The 16,580-nt window shown below is 62.7% G+C and carries 19 protein-coding genes; 12 read left to right on the top strand and 7 right to left on the bottom strand.

Features of this window, described 5'->3' with window-relative positions; genetic code table 11:
- The 4 genes from ACODTJ_RS24770 to ACODTJ_RS24755 all read right to left on the bottom strand — a co-directional run.
- The coding region (locus tag ACODTJ_RS24770; protein WP_488850527.1) for an Nmad2 family putative nucleotide modification protein at positions 1–569 on the bottom strand (569 nt) is incomplete at its 3' end.
- Positions 569–1,072 (bottom strand): hypothetical protein, encoded by a 504-nt coding sequence (locus ACODTJ_RS24765; RefSeq protein ID WP_488850525.1) that lies wholly within the window; start codon positions 1,070–1,072, stop codon positions 569–571. The genes ACODTJ_RS24770 and ACODTJ_RS24765, both read right to left, overlap by 1 nt.
- Positions 1,073–1,709: 637 nt before the next feature.
- Positions 1,710–1,952: a DUF2312 domain-containing protein gene (locus ACODTJ_RS24760; protein ID WP_488850523.1), complete on the bottom strand. Its 243-nt coding sequence runs from the start codon at positions 1,950–1,952 to the stop codon at positions 1,710–1,712.
- A 101-nt stretch (positions 1,953–2,053) separates the two neighbouring features.
- Positions 2,054–2,275 carry a hypothetical protein gene (locus ACODTJ_RS24755; protein WP_488850521.1) on the bottom strand — a complete coding sequence of 74 codons (222 nt, stop codon included), beginning with the start codon at positions 2,273–2,275 and terminating at the stop codon, positions 2,054–2,056.
- A gap of 104 nt (positions 2,276–2,379) precedes the next feature.
- On the opposite strand from ACODTJ_RS24755, the gene ACODTJ_RS24750 reads away from it, so the two are divergent.
- The 9 genes from ACODTJ_RS24750 to ACODTJ_RS24710 all read left to right on the top strand — a co-directional run bounded on the left by ACODTJ_RS24750 (position 2,380) and on the right by ACODTJ_RS24710 (position 10,952).
- On the top strand, positions 2,380–2,865 hold the full coding sequence (locus tag ACODTJ_RS24750; RefSeq protein ID WP_488850519.1) for a hypothetical protein: 486 nt from the start codon (positions 2,380–2,382) through the stop codon (positions 2,863–2,865).
- Positions 2,862–3,347, top strand: a complete 486-nt coding sequence (locus tag ACODTJ_RS24745; protein WP_488850517.1) for a hypothetical protein — start codon at positions 2,862–2,864, stop codon at positions 3,345–3,347. Before ACODTJ_RS24750 ends, ACODTJ_RS24745 begins: the two co-directional genes overlap by 4 nt.
- A gap of 119 nt (positions 3,348–3,466) precedes the next feature.
- Positions 3,467–4,237, top strand: a complete 771-nt coding sequence (locus ACODTJ_RS24740) for a hypothetical protein (RefSeq protein ID WP_488850515.1) — start codon at positions 3,467–3,469, stop codon at positions 4,235–4,237.
- Entirely contained in the window at positions 4,234–5,322 is a 1,089-nt protein-coding gene (locus ACODTJ_RS24735; RefSeq protein WP_488850513.1) for a hypothetical protein, read from the top strand. The genes ACODTJ_RS24740 and ACODTJ_RS24735 overlap by 4 nt, the downstream gene beginning before the upstream one ends.
- Before the next feature lie 10 nt (positions 5,323–5,332).
- A complete protein-coding gene (locus ACODTJ_RS24730) occupies positions 5,333–6,499 on the top strand; it encodes a hypothetical protein (RefSeq protein WP_488850511.1) in 1,167 nt (388 codons plus the stop codon).
- Between the two features lie 15 nt (positions 6,500–6,514).
- Positions 6,515–7,891, top strand: coding sequence for a hypothetical protein (locus tag ACODTJ_RS24725; RefSeq protein WP_488850509.1), 1,377 nt, complete (start codon positions 6,515–6,517; stop codon positions 7,889–7,891).
- 1 nt (position 7,892) lies between these two features.
- Positions 7,893–9,536, top strand: coding sequence for a toprim domain-containing protein (locus tag ACODTJ_RS24720; protein ID WP_488850507.1), 1,644 nt, complete (start codon positions 7,893–7,895; stop codon positions 9,534–9,536).
- Positions 9,537–9,577: 41 nt separating this feature from the next.
- Positions 9,578–10,297, top strand: coding sequence for an LEM-3-like GIY-YIG domain-containing protein (locus tag ACODTJ_RS24715; protein WP_488850505.1), 720 nt, complete (start codon positions 9,578–9,580; stop codon positions 10,295–10,297).
- A 97-nt stretch (positions 10,298–10,394) separates the two neighbouring features.
- Positions 10,395–10,952, top strand: coding sequence for a hypothetical protein (locus ACODTJ_RS24710; protein ID WP_488850503.1), 558 nt, complete (start codon positions 10,395–10,397; stop codon positions 10,950–10,952).
- 62 nt (positions 10,953–11,014) lie between these two features.
- Here ACODTJ_RS24710 and ACODTJ_RS24705 read toward each other — a convergent pair whose 3' ends face one another.
- Positions 11,015–11,842 (bottom strand): hypothetical protein, encoded by an 828-nt coding sequence (locus tag ACODTJ_RS24705; protein ID WP_488850501.1) that lies wholly within the window; start codon positions 11,840–11,842, stop codon positions 11,015–11,017.
- 153 nt (positions 11,843–11,995) lie between these two features.
- Here ACODTJ_RS24705 and ACODTJ_RS24700 point away from each other — a divergent pair, with 153 nt between their 5' ends.
- Entirely contained in the window at positions 11,996–12,451 is a 456-nt protein-coding gene (locus ACODTJ_RS24700) for a hypothetical protein (RefSeq protein WP_488850499.1), read from the top strand.
- Positions 12,452–12,524: 73 nt separating this feature from the next.
- On the opposite strand, the gene ACODTJ_RS24695 is transcribed toward ACODTJ_RS24700, so the two are convergent.
- Positions 12,525–12,725, bottom strand: a complete 201-nt coding sequence (locus tag ACODTJ_RS24695) for a hypothetical protein (protein WP_488850497.1) — start codon at positions 12,723–12,725, stop codon at positions 12,525–12,527.
- A 258-nt stretch (positions 12,726–12,983) separates the two neighbouring features.
- On the bottom strand, positions 12,984–13,409 hold the full coding sequence (locus ACODTJ_RS24690; protein ID WP_488850496.1) for a hypothetical protein: 426 nt from the start codon (positions 13,407–13,409) through the stop codon (positions 12,984–12,986).
- A gap of 6 nt (positions 13,410–13,415) precedes the next feature.
- Here ACODTJ_RS24690 and ACODTJ_RS24685 point away from each other — a divergent pair, with 6 nt between their 5' ends.
- Positions 13,416–15,728 carry a type IV secretory system conjugative DNA transfer family protein gene (locus ACODTJ_RS24685; RefSeq protein WP_488850494.1) on the top strand — a complete coding sequence of 771 codons (2,313 nt, stop codon included), beginning with the start codon at positions 13,416–13,418 and terminating at the stop codon, positions 15,726–15,728.
- 473 nt (positions 15,729–16,201) lie between these two features.
- On the top strand, positions 16,202–16,534 hold the full coding sequence (locus ACODTJ_RS24680) for a hypothetical protein (RefSeq protein ID WP_488850492.1): 333 nt from the start codon (positions 16,202–16,204) through the stop codon (positions 16,532–16,534).
- Positions 16,535–16,580 lie beyond the last annotated feature (46 nt).

Genomic DNA, 16,580 nt, shown 5'->3' with positions numbered 1-16,580 from the left:
CAGGTGGCCGGCTTCGTTTCGGAATCAATGGCCGGCTTCATCGGAATACGCAGGCTGACGGCGGAGAACTTATTCCGATGTCCTGGGCCCTTCTTGATGAAACCCTTGAACTCATCAGGAATATGGCGAGCATGCTTCCCGTAGTAAGCAAAACGTCGCCCCAGCAGGACGCGCTGAGTTCGTTTCGTATCCCGTTTTAGATTTGCGGGATCGGGCTGACCGTTCTCCTTGCTATGAAAGGAGTCGGCTTGGAAAAAACCGCCTTTCGGCAGCGAGTGATATATGTTGTCGCCGTGTCTCTGAGCCATGCTCCCGTGCATCACCGCCCTCTTCCGACGGAAGCGCAGATCGCTCCAATAGGCATCGAAATCGATGATTTCGTCGATGCACATCCAATAAATCAGATGCTGGCTCATTTTGTTGTGAGCCGTACCTGTGCCGATCACGTGGTCACCGACTGCGGCGGTCGCCCGGATCATCGGCTTGCATGCAGCCAGTGAACACCATCCATGAAACGGGTTGGGCGCAAATCCCATGTCATGCTCAATCACATAGGAATGCAGCCTCATTAGCACTTATTCCGCTTCGTCTTAGGAGAAGGTCGCGGCGCGCCTGTCGGTGTCTCCCAGGGCGTCTCTTCGTCCGACAGGACACCCGCTAGTTTCTTCGGATCCCAAACGACCGCGCCGGAGCCAATCTTTTCAAGAATCGGCGGCAGGGCCCTTTCCTCGGCGCCTTTCGGCCATATCCCGACGGCGCGACCGCCGCTCCCGACAGCGCCGCCAACCGCGCCATCTAGCTCCGGATCCTCGACGCACTGCGGGGTCAACACGACGATGAGGGTAACATCGTCCTCCTCCGCATTCTCTTCGTCATCGTCCTGGGCGTCATCGGCACCGGCATCATCGCTATCATCCGACGCCTGGTCCTCTTCCTCCTCCTGGTCGTCGGACTCATCGCCCAGTGCGAGCCCGTCCTCGTCAACCTGAACACAGCCCGCTTCAGCGAGCAGTTGGTCGAGCTCTTTCTCGTCGACGCCGACGTCGCCCTTCTTGAACACGCGAACCTTCATCACGGCAGCCCCTGTTCATCGTATGTTCGTGCAATCTTTCGCCGAGTCGCTCTCATGAGTCAAAGCGCGCATGATTCGGAGGCGCATTCCTTGGATTTGGTGATGCAGGTGAGCGTGTCGCAGCAAATCTGGCGCCCAGCGGCGGCCCAGTAGCGCCTCGACGGCGAGCGATCTCAATCAGGCCCAGGAAATTTTTGGCGGGCGGTCGGACTTAGACGGACGATCAGTGCGAGTTCGGACGCCCGCATCCCGCCCAGTTGCACTGGGCGCCGGCGACTAGGGCTATCGCTTGAAGGCGTGAAGGAGCATGAGGTGCTGTCCATCATGGACAGCACCTCGCGATCTGGCGAGGCCCAGATCGCATTTGGGGACGACGCAAACACCCAAATACTACCCCCTAGTATGCGGCTTGGTAGCGCATATCCAAACTATGGGGGCAAGTTGGTACAAACTATGGGTTTGATTTCCAACTTATGGGTTGTTGCACAGAATGAATCCTCGGATCCCCGACCTCATCCCCCAGATTTTTCTGCAGCCCGAAATGAGAAAGGCCCGGGGCTTGCGTCCCGGGCCTTTCTGTGATCTAAACCAGTAATCAGCGAGTGGAAATTCGCTATACTGCCCGTTCTCGCGTTGTTTACGCGGTCTCTCCGACGGCCTGCAAGTAAAGATCGAGGATTGCTTCCTCTTCTTTTCTTTCATCGATGTCCCGTTTGCGCAAAGCAACTACTTTGCGCAACACTTTTACATCATAGCCGTTGCCTTTTGCTTCGGCATATACTTCCTTGATATCGTCGGCGATGGTCTTCTTTTCTTCTTCGAGACGCTCGATGCGCTCGACAATGCTCTTGAGCTGATCGCCCTGAACCGGATCGTCCATTTGAAAACTCCTGACTAAGCGGGAAACGAGGATTTATTGATCCTACGAGCTATCCTTGACGGTCAACGAGTGCGAAGCGCCCGTCCACCAAAAGAATGGCCTCACTTGATCCGTGGTCCCGGCGCCGGGGTCGGCTCGGGCGTATAGTCGAGCGTCTCGTCAAGCGCGGGCTTCTTGGGCGCAAGTGCCTCAATGATGGGTCCGGCGGACTTGTAGAGCGCAACCACGTCTGGATGGCGGGGGTCCGCTCGGTCAGTCACGACCGTCGAGCCCAGGATCGGCATCATCGGCAGGGCGCTATGAAGGAATGCGGGATTGCTCACTATCAACCTCTTTCTGAATTTCCTGCGCTGATGCTACTTTGCAAAAGGATCGTTGTCGCGTTCCAATGCGATTCGATCACTAGTTCAAGGATTCGAATTCCACCATGCAACCGATCAAGCTCGGATCAGAGGATGTTCTGGCCTGGCAATCGCTGCTCCCGCCGGATTTGAAGGAGATCTGCCCCCCAAAGGCCGATCCCGCTCTGGACGAGGAATGCGATGAGCTTTCTCAGGCGCTGTCCATCTCTTCGCCTCGGCGATTCGGCGAGACGTTGCGTGCGCGCGGACCTCTCATTCGGCGACTCGAACCGGCTCGCCGCATCTTGATCCTCGCGTATTCGATCAGCCGTGGGTGGGACGACGCGACCCGAATTGTTTCCGACCTGACGGACGATGGGGTGATCACAGATGAGGAGGGAGCGTCCGGTCGGATTGGCGCCCTCTTCATGGAAGACTGCCACGCGGTTCGAAGAATCGTCCGGCATCGCATGATCAACGCTGTCTCGCAGCAGGAAACCGCCGAGGCAGTTCTGCGTGGCGTCGGGCAGTACGAATACGACTACGGAATCGGCTCTGGAGGTTTGACATGAAGAAGGCAGCACTGGCTGGCCTCATGGCTGCTGCGATCTGCTTCTCCAGCATCGCGCACGCCCAGGAATGCTCAACGGACATTCAGAGCGCGATGGACCAGTCGCGGATGAACTACGTCAACGGCATGAACGGCATGGCGAGCAACAATTTCTCGTCGCGCCCGGGCACCTATTCGAACATCGCCTGCCTGGACAAGTTCATGCAGGGGAACATGGATCTGTTCTTCAAGCCGCCCCAGCTCACCGATCTCCTCGGAATGGTCCTCAATTTCGCCTGCCAACAGGCGAAGCAGGCACTCGGTGGTGGTGGCGGCTCGGGCGGCTCGACCAATCTTGGTCAGCTCATCGGCGCACTCGCCGGTGGTCTCAATGTGCCCGGAAGCAACGGTGGGTCGCAGACGGTCAATCTGAACTCTGTGCTCGGCCGTGTTTCGGGCGCAAGCACCAGCAGCTCCGGCGGTATCGGGAGCCTGTTCCGCTGATGTCGATGCGTCAGTTCTCTCCCCTGCTCGTTGCGCTCGCCGCCTCTCTTGCCTGCAGCGCAGCGTCAGCGCAGTCCCGCGCGTCCTTGAAGCCCTCGGAGGCTGGAGATGCGGGACCTGTGCTGTTCACGGAAGCGAGCAAGAGTGCGCCGGAACGCACCGTCGTCGTTCAGCTCGCGCCTGAGGCTGCGGCCTCCGATGTGAAGATCGACCTCGCGACGGCTGATCTCGATGGTGACGGACGCCCCGAGATCGTCGCGCGTCTGCGTTCGAAGACAACGTGCGACCTCAGCGGCAAGCGCTGCCGTGTCATCATCGCTCGGCCCGATGTGCGCGAAGGGTGGAAGACCGTTTTCGATCGCCGCCTGACGGCGCTCGACACAGGCCCTGCCGGCTTCGGTGGGATGCGCTCGCTGCGCATCGACGGGCGCGAGACTTGGTCGTGGAGCGGCTCGCACTACGCGATGGATGTCGCTTCCTCCGGCGATGCCGTCGATTTCAAGGAAGCTCCCGCGCAGGCTCGCCCGCTTCTCGTCGCGCAGTTCGGCGACGCTGCGAGGCGTCTGCCCGCAGGGAGCTTCAAGGTTCTCGTTGGGGCGGCGGATCTCACCGGCAAGGGGCAGAGCGTCGTAATCGCGCGTCTGGAAGGCTCTGGCGTGTGCGGCGTGCTTCTCGGCTGCCCGACCAGGATCCTGCAGGTCAAGAGCGGCGGATACACCACGCTGCTCGATGGTCTCACACATGGCCGCGTCGCGGTCATGCAGGTCAACCGCGATGGGTGGCGAGACGTCGTGGCGGAGCTTCCTCGCTCGCCTGGTCGCGTCGTCTACGGATGGTCCGGCCAGCGTTACGCAGTCGCTGAGCGGATCGGCACCGGAGTCTCTCGATGAAGAATCTCATGCGTGGTACCGCCCTGGCTACCCTCCTTGCGAGCTGCATTCTGCTCGCGCCGGGCGCGCAGGCTCAGACGTCGACCTTCATCGCTGCGACCTGTGGCGGTGGGTGCTCGGATCCCCTCGGGGAAGAAGCCGCGGCGCGGTCAAATTGGACCACGCTCACGGCTCTGGGCACGACGCAGTATGTCGGCGCTTCCTTCAATGGCGGCACAATCGACGCCTCGTCCCTCCTGGCGGCCTCTCGCGTGGCCGGTCCCGTCGTCCTCGATACCTATCTGCGAACCGGACAGGCTCCTGACCCGGCTACGGCCCAGGCCATCCTGAACGCTCTCGGGATTACCGGTATCGACGTCTCCGGCATCACCGGCGTGTCCCAGTCTGGCAACAACAACGACCCCTACGGCACAGGTTCGAATACCAACGGCTCTTCACCCGGCGACAACAGCTCGTCGATGCTGACCCAGCTGGCGAATGTCCTCGCCGGCAACACGAACGGCCAGTTCGGCTCCGCCGGCAACGCCTCGAATGTCGCGTGCGACGAGTCGATCGCTTCTGCGACCGTCGCCGCGGCGCAGCAGCACATCAACAACATGGTCACGATCGCGACCAGCGGCGACTACGGCTTCTCGCAGAACGGCGGCTCGGCGGTCTCGTCCGGCCAGCGCTCGCAGAGCGGTTATTTTGGCTCCTCGTGCCTCGACTCCCTGATGCAAGGCAACCGTGATCTGCTCTTCCGGCCGCCGCAGCTGAGCCAGCTGCTCTCGCAGCTTCAGAACATGTTCGGCGGCGGTGGTTCCGGCGGTGGCTCTGGCGGCTCTGGTGGTTCCGGAAGTTCCGGCGGTAGCGGTTCGAGCGGAGGCTCGGGCAACTGTGCCAATGCGCCGGCGATCCTGCAGCAGGTCATGGCCTCGATGCCGAGCAGCATTTTCTCCGGCAAGGGCAACGGTGGCTTCTTCCCTCACCTAGGCTTCGGCGGCGGAGAAGGCACCAGCACCATGAATGCCTTCGGGCTCACCTCCAACGTGTCCCGCGCGTCGACCTCCTCGACCGGCGGGATCGCCTCCCTGTTCTCTCGCTGAGGGTCTCTCGATGAACGCGAAATCTTTTGCCCTCGCCGCTGGCGTCACCCTTGGCGCTCTTGGCTTCGGCTCCGCTGCCCAGGCAGCCTGCTGCGTCGCCTACGATTACAACGACGCCAAGCAGAACACGAACCAGATCATCAGCCAGCTGAGCGAGCGCATCAATGCGATGCAGCTGGCGATCATCGAGGCAATGCGTCTCGGCACCGGTCAGCTCTCGGGCAACTCGAAGGAGCAGATCGGCGCTCAGTCGAATATGGCGAACGTCAACGACGATCGTCGCGTCGTCGGCAACATCGAGATGGCTCGCTTCAACGCGATCAAAGGCGCGGCATCGGGCGCCTCGTCCTGTAACGTGATGACCGGCGCGCGCGCAGGTTCGGCGCTCGGTGCGTCCGCTGCATCGCTCAGCGCCGCCCTGTCGTCTGATACCACGGCATGGGATCTCGGCAGCACCGATCAGATGCCCTCATCTCAGGGTCGAGACGTCGCCATCCAGAAGCGTCTGTCGCGTCACTGCGCGCTCTACTCGAACCAGGATGACGTTCGCTCAGGCCTTTGCTCTTCGGCCGCTGGGTCTGACATGCAGAACGCATCGATCGATGTCGGCAAGAGCCTGTTCTATAACCAGGCTGGCAGCGAATCGACGAGCCTCGGTTCGCAGCGCGTCGAGGCAGCGAAGACCTTCCTCATCAACGCCATCGCTCCGAATCCGCAGGGCGGCATGCTCCCGAAGGAAGCGACCTCGGCTTCGGGACGTGAAAAAGCGGCGCAGCGCCAGGCCTCGGCGGCGCGCCTGTCGATCGCCTCGAACACGGTTTCGGACATCCTCGCGAAGCGGACGGCGATGCCGAACTCCGAGGTTCAGGGCTGGGCGCAAAGCCTCGCCAGCCAGATTTCCGGCTACAACGCCAACTACTCGGAAGGCGTCTCCTGGCACGACTGGATGGATGTGCGCGCAAGCGGTTGGTACCGCAACGCCAACTGGGGCGTGGCGATGAACAACAGCTACGAGCAGGCGATCAAGGATGGCGTGATGATCCAGTCCTTCCAGGCGTATCTCGCCTGGGAGACCTACAAGCTCATCGAGCGCCAGAACTTGATGCTTGCAACGATGCTGTCCATCCAGACTGAGAGCAGCCGCAACATCGCTCCGGCTGCGACGACGATTCGTTGATCCCGGGAGATCGTGATGGGACTCGCTGCACTCAAGAAAAAGGCCTCCGCTCCTCAGGTTGATGAGGATTCCGGTGCTCCTGAGAGCGCCGTGGATGCGGGTGACTTCGAGACCTCGACACCGGCTGCCGCTACTCCGGTCGCGGCAGCGCCCGCGGCTCCTGTCGACGAACACGATCTCTCCCAGTTCAAGCCGATCGCCGACGCGTCATCGTCGGCTCCGGCCGCTGTTGCTTCGCTGACGCGCCCGGCGCCGGGCGCCGCTCCCGCCAACGATCTGGACGCCCATCTGAAGCGCGCCATGGCCGAGAAGGGCGTTTCGTCCGGCATCGAGGCCTCACTTGCGCCGGCGGCCGCCGAGGCCTCTCCCGTGGTCGAGGAGGCTCATGAAGCCGGATCAGCTCTAGACGGGGCGGATCTGTCGCATCAGGCCGAGCCGCACGTCGTTCCGCCATCCGTCGTGGACACCAGCATGGCGGAGCAGCTGCTCCGCTCATCCGGCCTCGACCCGGAAATCTCCAGCGAGCTTGCTCGCTCCTACATGGAGGAGGTCGCCAAGACGATCCGCCCCATGGCCGCGAAGCTGGACCGTCGCCAGCGTGACGAAGAAGAGCTCATGCGCCGCTATGCCGAGATGGAAGCGGCCCAGAGCGTCGGCGGCAGCAGCGGCCTGCTCGGCGGGCTCGTCTCCGGTATGGCTTCCCTGATCGCCGGCGATCCTCGCCGTCGGGCTCTCCGCCGCATGGAGGGCATCGCGAACGACCGCGGCAAGGTCGACGATGCTCACAACGACATCCTTGCCTCGCTCCGAGAGCGCATGTTCACGGCCAAGTCGGCACAGTACCGCAGTCGCGTTCTGGAAGTCGCCGGCACTGCGAATGCCGTGGGCCGTTCGGTCGTGGCTTACAACCAGGCTGTCCTCGAGGCGGATGGCGCGCAGGACTTCCGCACCGCTCTCGAAGCGTATGCGCAGGACAAGGAGCTGACCGTCGACAGCGCCATGGAGAAGATCTCCAGCGGGGATGCTCCCGCGGAGCTCGTCGCCAAGCTCCGCGCTGCTGAGCCGTCGATCCTCAAGGACCCGAAGGTGGCTGCCGCCAGCACCAAGATTGAGGATGCCCACCAGGAGCTCAGCGGCATGTTGGATCGCGTCGTCGGCGATGCGGAGACGCTGTCCAAGAACTTCCCGGACCGCTTCGACGCCGAGAATGCAAGCGAGAACGTCAAGGACGTCGTCAGCCGTCTCAACGACCGCATGCCCAAGCCCGTGACGGAGGAAGAGCGTCGCAAGCTCGAAGACCGCCTCAAGAACATTGCCGAGGCGATCAGCAACGCTTTCCGCAAGCTCATCGACCGTCTGATGGCGATGTCCGGTATGGCGCCGAAGGCCTGATATGGACCTCTTCGTGATCGAAGCGCCGTTGAAGGCGCGCACCCTTGAGACGATCCTGAAGCGTCTCGGCTTCTCGGCAAAGGTGCAGGCCACGAAGGGGCATCTCTTCGATATGCCGGAAAATCTCGACGTTCCGGCGATCGATTCCCGGATGCGTGAATTCCGGCGCACCCCGAAGGACGTTGAGGTCGTGAAAAGGCTCCGCTCGGAAGCGATGATGGCCGAAAACGTCATCATCGCCACCGATGCCGATGCCGAAGGCGATGTCATCGCCTGGGACGTTGCGACCCTGATCCGAGACATGCACCCGAATCCATTGCGCGTCCGGATGAAAGGTCTCGACGACGATTCCGTTCGCGCATCCATCGATGCCGCTACGCCCGTTCGCAAAGCAGACGCGGTCGCCGGCCGAACCCGCGCGATCGTTGATCGGCTGATCGGCGCCAGCTTTTCCCGCCCGGATGTTGGCGTTGGCCGCGTCCAGACCGCGTTGCTTGGGCTCGTTCAGCGAGACAAGCCGTCGACGCTACGCCTCAACCTGGTCGCTCCGGCGAAGGACGGAGGCCGCGTTTTCATGGCCGAGGCGCCGTGCGTGGCGCCTTTCGATCCTGAGATCGCCCGTCGCCTGACGGGGATGGCCTTCCCGATGATTTCTGCCGGGGCAACCTCAACTGTCGCGTCGCCGGCCCCGCACATGGGTGACGTCATGGTGCGCGCGGCCGAGAAGCTCGGCATGTCGCCCCGCGAAACCGACGATTCCATGCAGCGGCTCTACGAGCAGGGGCGACTCTCCTACCCTCGTGCCGGCTCCCGTGGCGTCGCCCCGGCGACTGCCGCGAAGATCGAGGCGCTTCTGCGGAAGGCTGGCTACAATGTCGACCGCAATGCCATGGCGCCGAAGACTGAGGAGGACGTGCACGATGCTCCCTTCCCGATCGGCGGAAAGGTCGATCTGACGACCAATCCCCAGCAGCTCGGTCATGACGAAGGTGTGCGTGCCCAGATCGCGCGAGATCTCGTCAAAACGGGGCTGCGGTTCACTTCTCAGCCCGGCATCGGCGCCGAACTCGTGCCCTTCCTCGTGAAAAGCGGGTTTAGCCAAGCCGTCGCCGAGAAGGTCGGATCGCTGGACTGGCGCCGAGAGAACGGCCCGCGCTTCCCGGGCCAGGTGACGTGGGTCAGCGGCTCCAGCCTTGAAACGCGCCGAGCCGACGCTGTTCTCCTCGAAGCCGCCATCGGCGCGAAGCTCGGTCGGCCCTCGACCTGGGCAAAGCACATCGAGCGTTTCATGGAACGCAACCTGGTCGATGGCAATCTCCAGCTGACGGATCGTGGGCGCGCCTGGATCTCGAAGTCGCCGCCTGGCCTACTGGATCCGCGCGTCTCGGCCGCGATCGAATACGCCTGTGAGCGGCCTCAGCCCTCGGCGTTCGGAAACCCTGACCGGGAGCCCTGGGAGGTCAATGCCGAGCAGATCGTGCGATCGCTGCCCGAGCCGCTGCGCGCGCCGCTCCAGGCCATGGTCGCCAACGAGGCTCCGCGGGCCAAGATCGATCCGATCTCCGATTTCGGTTTCGATCGATCCGTCATGGCGGATATGGATGGTTTGACGCTCACGCACGCTCCGGCGCCGATCGAGGACTAAGCTGCGTTCGCCTGTCGTGGTCGTTGTCGTGAGGTGGTGCTGTGTTCTCAAATTCGGTGATTCAGGCGGTCGCCTATTACGTTTATCGCCTGATAGATCCTCGGGACGGCAGCACGTTTTATGTCGGCAAGGGACGGGGTAATCGCGTCTTCGAACACGCGGACGGCGTCTCTGAGAATGGCGACGTTGCAGGTGACAAGCTGATCCGAATTCGCGAGATCAAGCGCGCCGGCCTTGAGGTCGGTCATGTGGTGCACCGACATGGTCTCGATGAGCCCACTGCCTTCGAGGTCGAGGCAGCCCTGCTCGACGCGTATCCTGGAACGACCAACCTCGTAGGCGGTCATGGCTCAGACGAGCGCGGCGTCGCCCACGCGAGAGAGATCATCGAGCGCTATGAGGCCACTCCTATCCAGCCCCTCGGAGAGCTGATCGCGATCTCCGTCAATCAATCAGCCATTGAGCGAAGCAGCCTCTACGAAGCTGTCAGGTACGCTTGGCGGCTCAGCGCCGTGAAAGCGCGCGCGGCCGATTATGTGCTGGCAGTGTCCCAAGGCCTCGTGATCGGAGTCTTCAAGGCGGATGCGTGGCACCCGGCGACACCCGAATTCTTTCCGGCATTGACGAGTGCCATGCCTGGCCGCTGGGGATTTGTCGGCAAGCCGGCGCCGGAAGAGGTGGCGCAGCTTTACCTTCGGACCCGTCTACCCAAACGCCCGCGCGGATCCGTCAATCCGGTCCGCTATCTCGGGCCCGAATAAAATGGGCACCGGGTCAAAAAAGTGCTTTGCCACTTTCAACGCTCGATTCCAAACTCAGCTCGAAGGCCCAAAAGGCCGGCCGTTTCGGAGAACATCGATGGTATCTGTCAGCCCGGGAAAGGCGGATTACATGAAGGCCGCGTCGGTAAGCATGGAACGTCTTTACGGCGTTCGCCTCAGCGAGATCCATCAGGATCTCGATCCGAAGCTCGTGCGTATGGATGCCGCGCGTGGCGCCGGCGAAACACCGGAGTCCTATGTCGGCGTGCTGGCAACGCAGTACGGCCTCCTGGCGCGGAGCGCAGCCGAAGGTCTCACCGATGCTGATCTCCGTAGCCGCAACCTGCGCGCTGCCGCTCTCCTGCCCGTCATGGTGGAACACCCTGAATGGCAGGCCATCGGGGACGGCGCTCTCTACGCCCCGGGCGACGAAGGCGTCTTCAAGATGGCGCCCGATCTCGACAATACGGGCAAGGTGTGGGGCTTCTCGATGTCGATCTCGGTCGGTGCCGAGTTGGTGCACAACGGCAATCGTTCCGAGGTCGAGGGCGGCGCCGATTTCGAACGCATCGGGGGCGGCCTCGATATCTCGGGTGCCCTGAAGGCGTATGAAAACCGACTGCAGAACCCGGGCCTCGGGCGCCGAATGAACTGATCATCCTGAAAGGCCGAATGAGAAGGCTCGGGCAACCGGGCCTTTTTTGTGCCCGCCTCAGATCAGCGAACGCTGAAGCCCGCTGCTCGCAACTGGGCCGGGAGCTGCCCACCCGAGTTATTGCTTACCACCAGGCGCAGGCCCTCGGCGTAGGGCTCACTGGACAGCACCTGGAGCCCGGGAATCGCCTGAAGGCGCGCCAAGGCCTGGTCTACGATTGCTGCCGGCGGGGGAAGGAGGATCAGGCGATATTCGGTCGCCCCATCGGCACCAGCTCGATAGGCCTCGATTTGGACGTCGCCGGCGCCTGCACTCTCGGTTGCTTTCTCAGGTTGCGAACGCGAGGCTTGAGCGGCGCCCCCAGCCCGGAACATGCCAGAGAGGACGGTAAGGGCTTGTGCCTTTGTCTGAGCAGGGTCCTGGTGCACATCTGACGGCTCCCAGGAGGCGGCGTAGCCGGGAACCCAACCGGCGAGCGCTACGGTTCTCCCATCCGTTACAGCCAGCGCCACGCCAGGCGCTCCATACTTCCTCATGACGCGCTCAAGGCTATCCACCATCATCCCATCGATGGATTCCGCCGTTACCGAGCGCTTGTCCTCGTCGTCACCAAACAGTGGCACGATCCGCAAGCCATCTACGGTCGCCGGCGCTCGCCACATGCGCGACCAGTCATCGTTCCGATCCCAGATCGAAAGCGTGCCATTCGGAAGCCGCCGCGCCGGGATCAAGAGAACCCACGACGGTCGAGACAGAGAGCGTGAGCGCGCGCTGTCTGGCCAAGGCGCCGCTGGCTCTGCGGGAAGCGCCGGAGCGATGCTCGCGAGGAGCGCGGCGGAAAGGATGAAGGATCGGATCAAAGGATTGCGCCAACGATTGTTCCGGATCATGCTTGCGTGGTTCAGGTGCGCGCGTCCACTCCGCGAGAGAGAATATCGGTGAATCCCTCAAGGCGTTCCGTCATTTCAGGTGCTGCGGCTCTTTTTCTTCCGACGGGAGGCGCCCGGGCATTCGGGAGAATTGCGCGCCCCGAGCTGGTTCGCATGCTGCTGAAGCAGGAGGCGACTGAGATCGGTCAGGGGGCGCTTGTTCAGGTCCTCGTATCACCGGGATGCGTCGAGTCGAGCCACCTGCTGAGAGCCGCGGAGACGCTTCTTGATCGGTGCCGCTGGCGGTTCATCGTTTTCGCGGGGCCAGTGGCCGCCGCTCGTGCAAATGTCGCCCGTCAACGGGATGCCCGTGACTTCCGCTCGCTTGCCGGGCTGGTTCGGGAGGATGGCCTGATAACACGTGGCACTCCCTCATCGGCGCAGCTTTCGGCTGTGATCGATCAAGATCGCGAAATCGAGATGAAAATCGGTCGCCTGCTCTGGGAGGCGACCTTCTCGGCCTTTGCCACGCCGACGGCTGTGTTCACCGATAGCGCGGGGCTCGTCCGCGTCGTCCGGGGCAATCCGAAGCCCGATGACATCTCCTGGATGGTCTCAGAGGCACGCTAAGCCCACCATTATCCGGTATGCCGAGGGCCGCTATTAAGCGGCCCCTCGCGAAGACTGGGTCGCCTGTGTCAGCCTACCACTCGTAGTAGCCGGACGCCTTGATCGCGCCGTCGGCATAGCGCGTCGGACATTTCGTGACTTCCTTCGTCTTCAAGAACTCGGCGACGAGCTCCTGGGTCGACCGTCCATCAGTCGGCAGCTTGCGACGAGGGCGGGCGATGTTGGCGCCGAAGCCGAAGCGAACCTGACGCTCGGCGGGTTTTGCGGTCTGCATGAGGGACTCCCGAATCGTCCGATTCGATCTCGGACGACCGAGGGTTAGAAGGCGATCCTAGGACTTTCAATCTAATTCTTGCAGCAATCCCGAAATCGAAGGACCGAGCGCGTTTGCCAATCCTTGGTTTCCAAGGTCTAATTCGGCATTCCATGAGGATGATGATGAATCGCGCGCGTTTGCCCATGAAGGTCCATGCTTCCGGTCCGCTTGAGGTCGACCCGTCGGCTTGCCGCCGCGCGAGGCGCTCGTGCTCCTTCACGCTGCATTTGAATCGCTGCTGAGGTCGCTGCAATGGCAAAAATGACGCGCGGCCTGAAGGAGTCGCAGGAGCTTAATGTCGAGTGGCTGCATCGCGATGCCCGCCCGCTCTTCACCAAGTTCGCGGATTGGATGCACAAGCCCGCCAACGCGTCGATGGCGGTTGTCATGCTGGCCGCTGTCGGCTTCGTGGTGCCCGCGGTCGGCGATGTGATGATGATCATCGCGCTCGCCATTACAGCCTGGGCGCTTTCGAAACGCGAGGGGCTGGATCTCCGATTGCCAGCGCAATCCGGCCTCATTGATCCCAACAACCCCATGCCCAACGGTGCGATCGGGCCCGCCAAGGGAATCTTTTTCCTCGGCAATGACATGGTCCGAGGCAGCGAGCTTTGGCTTGGGAACGATGATTGCCGTCAGCATTTTCTGGTGCTGGGGACGACCGGCGCGGGTAAGACCGAGGCGTTGATTGGCTTCGTCGCGAACGCATTGAGCTGGAATTCCGGGTTCCTGTTCTGCGACGGCAAGGCGGACGTGTCGCTTTATTTCAAGCTGTACGCGCTGATGCGGTATTTCGGTCGCGAGGATGACCTGCTCGTCATCAATTTCATGACCGGCAACCGCGATACCAGCGGCTTCCGCGGCGACTTCAACATCACCTCGAACACGCTGAACCCCTTCTCCAATGGCTCGTCGGACTCTCTGACGCAGCTCGTTATCTCGCTGATGGATGAGACCGGCGGTGACGGCGCGCTTTGGAAGGGTCGAGCAAGCGCCATGTTCACCGGCGTGATGCGTGCTCTCGTCTGGCTGCGCGAGCAAAATGTCGTCGACCTCAACGTCGGCGTGATCCGTGACTACCTCAGTCTCAAGCGCATCATCGACCTGGCAAAGCCCACCAAGTACCCGGACATGCCTCCGCACATCCGGCACTCGATCTCGTCCTATCTGACGTCTCTGCCGGGCTACAAGGACGATAAGGGCTACAACCAGGCTCAGACCACGCTCGACCAGCACGGCTACCTGGAGATGCAGTTCACCAAGATCATGGGCAGCCTGGCCGACGTCTACGGCTACATCTTCTCGACGCCCTTCGGTGAAGTGGACATGGCAGACGTCGTGCTCAATCGGCGCGGCCTCGTGATCATGCTGCCCGCCCTCGAAAAGGCGGACGACGAAATTGCCAACCTCGGCAAGATCGTTGTGGCCACGCTCAAGGGAATGATGGGTAACGCGCTCGGTTCCGAGCTCGAAGGCACAGTCCAGCGGATCGTCGACAACCGCGTCACCAATTCCAGCAGTCCGTTCCCCGTGATTTTGGACGAGTGCGGCTATTACCTGGTGACCGGCATGGCCGTGATGGCGGCGCAGGCCCGCTCGCTCGGCTTCGCGATGATCTTCGGCGCGCAGGACCTGCAGTCGATGAAGCGCCACAACGACAAAGAGGCGAACTCGATCATCGCCAATACCAACACCAAGATCTTCATGCGGACGGAAGAGCCCAACGAGACCGCCAAGCTCGCGATCGACCGCGGCGGCAAGGGCCAGCGCTCGCAGCTCAAGGGCTATCAGGCCCATGTCGGCGAACTGACCTCGGTCAGCTATCGCGACAATTCCGAGGCCGGGGTCGAGCTGATCGACCGCGTCGATCTGCGCGACCTGACCGGCCAGAAGGAAGGGCAAATGCATGTCACCCATGGCGACAAGCTGATCCGGGCGCGCTCCTTCTATGCCGACCCGCCCTCCGTCATCGACAAGAAGACGATGATGCTGGCGGTCAACCACTTCATCATCGTCGAGAAGCCGAGCCTCGACGAGGTCGAGTTCGTCGACCGCACCCCCGACGTCCTGGAGAAGCTGCTCGATCCCGCCTTTGCCGCTGCGATGGCGCGCGAGGCCGAGGCCGCGAAGACGCAAATCTACGCCAAGGCCGAGGCGCTCGACGAGATCGCCGTCGCAGCCCAGGGCATGGCCGAGTATATCGAGCGCCGGCCGCGCCAGCCGGTGGCGGAAGCAGCCTGCGTCGGCCTGTTCCAGGTGACCCGCGCCGTCGCCGCGGCAACCGCGGCCCGGCCGGCTTCGGCGAGCCCCGGCTCCAGCATCGCGACGCCGGCCCGCCCGGCCGCCCCGCCGCCGCGCCCGACCGTCAAGCACGTCTCCCTCAACGAAGACGGCGCCAGCAGCGGCGGCCTCTCCGCCCTGGTCGAATCCATGGCCCGCCAGCAGCCCTCCGAGGGCGACTGGCGCACCCCGGCCGACCTGCCGCCGGAGCTGATCGACGAGGACGGCTTCAACCACGACGAGGCCGAGCTCGCCCAGCTCGCGCCCGACCCCGACGAGCGCCCGGTCCGCCGCGGCCCGCTGCCCGAGATCGAGGCGCGCCCGGTCACGCTGCGCGAGATCGGCCATGGCGTCGATGTCGCCGGCAAGTCGATCGCTGAATCCGACGAGCTCGGCCACGACGCCTTCCTGCGCGTCATGTCGGACGCTTATTTCGATCCGGCGTCGACCACCGCCGCCGAGGTCGAGAAGAAGTTCGTCGACGCGACCGGCGGCTCCTACCGGCCGGCCGACCCGGCCGTGCGCCCGATGGTCGATGCCGCCGCCCATGGCAGCGATCGCCTGTTCACTGAGGGCGCCCCCACGGAGGAGCCCCTCGCCCAGCCGGGCTCGGATACCGTCTACGTGTCGGATTTCCTGGCCAGCCTCATGAGCGACACCCAGGCCGAGGAAGACGCCTAGCAGCGGCGGATGAGGCTTCGCCGCACAGCGAAAGGGGCGCCTCGTGGACACGGGGCGCCCCTTTCGCTTGAAGATGTTATTCACAAGATGGGATCATTATCCTAATCCCGCTTGACTTCCCGCTCGGCTCATGCTGTTCTCGTTATGTTCGCTAACGAGTCCTTAATCACTTAGTCGGGGATTCCGAGGCGTCCTGTGATGCAGATTAACCTCGTCACCGTTTCGCCCCAAGGAACCCGTTCCCCGGCCGGGGCCTTGCGGGTATGGAGAATTTGAGTGGACCGCAGGTGCACCCGGCTCAGCGTCGGAGGCTGTTGCAATCCAGAGACTCACCCATGAAAGAGGGTTTTGCACGAATCGGAAAACTCTAAATCTATAGACATTTCCATGGTGCTCAGCCATGGGTGCCCCCGAGGCGCGCGAACGCCTCTCCAGTTAGTTTTGTTCAGAGTTCAGCCAGCAGGCGAAGGTCAATGTCGTACGCAACGCATCCGTCGGTCGACCATCTCACCGAATCCATAAAGTTTGAGCTTATCGTGCTGGGCCTCAGCGATTATGAGGCCGAGCTCCTGGCGCCTCTCGAAGCCGAGATGCGCAGCTACGTCGAAGGGGCTGCCGATTGCGGCCTGTCCGCTGAGGACATGGCCCCTGACCTCATTGAGCTCGCCAAGGGCAAGCTCCAATCCATCGAAATCCGCCGCCACCAGCCCCGTTTGGGTCCGGTGCGCTACTCGTGCATCGCGGAAGTCGCTTGTTCGACGCTCGCGTCGACGGCAAACGGCGCCGGCGTTGCCATTTCCGCCTAACTGACGTGGGCTGATCCACCGTTTTGACCGCGTTCGCCCTTGAGCC

Source organism: Allobosea sp. FG18 (assembly GCF_057809495.1).
Note: the sequence above shows the minus strand (reverse complement) of the source record. Positions and strands in the feature narration are given on the sequence as shown.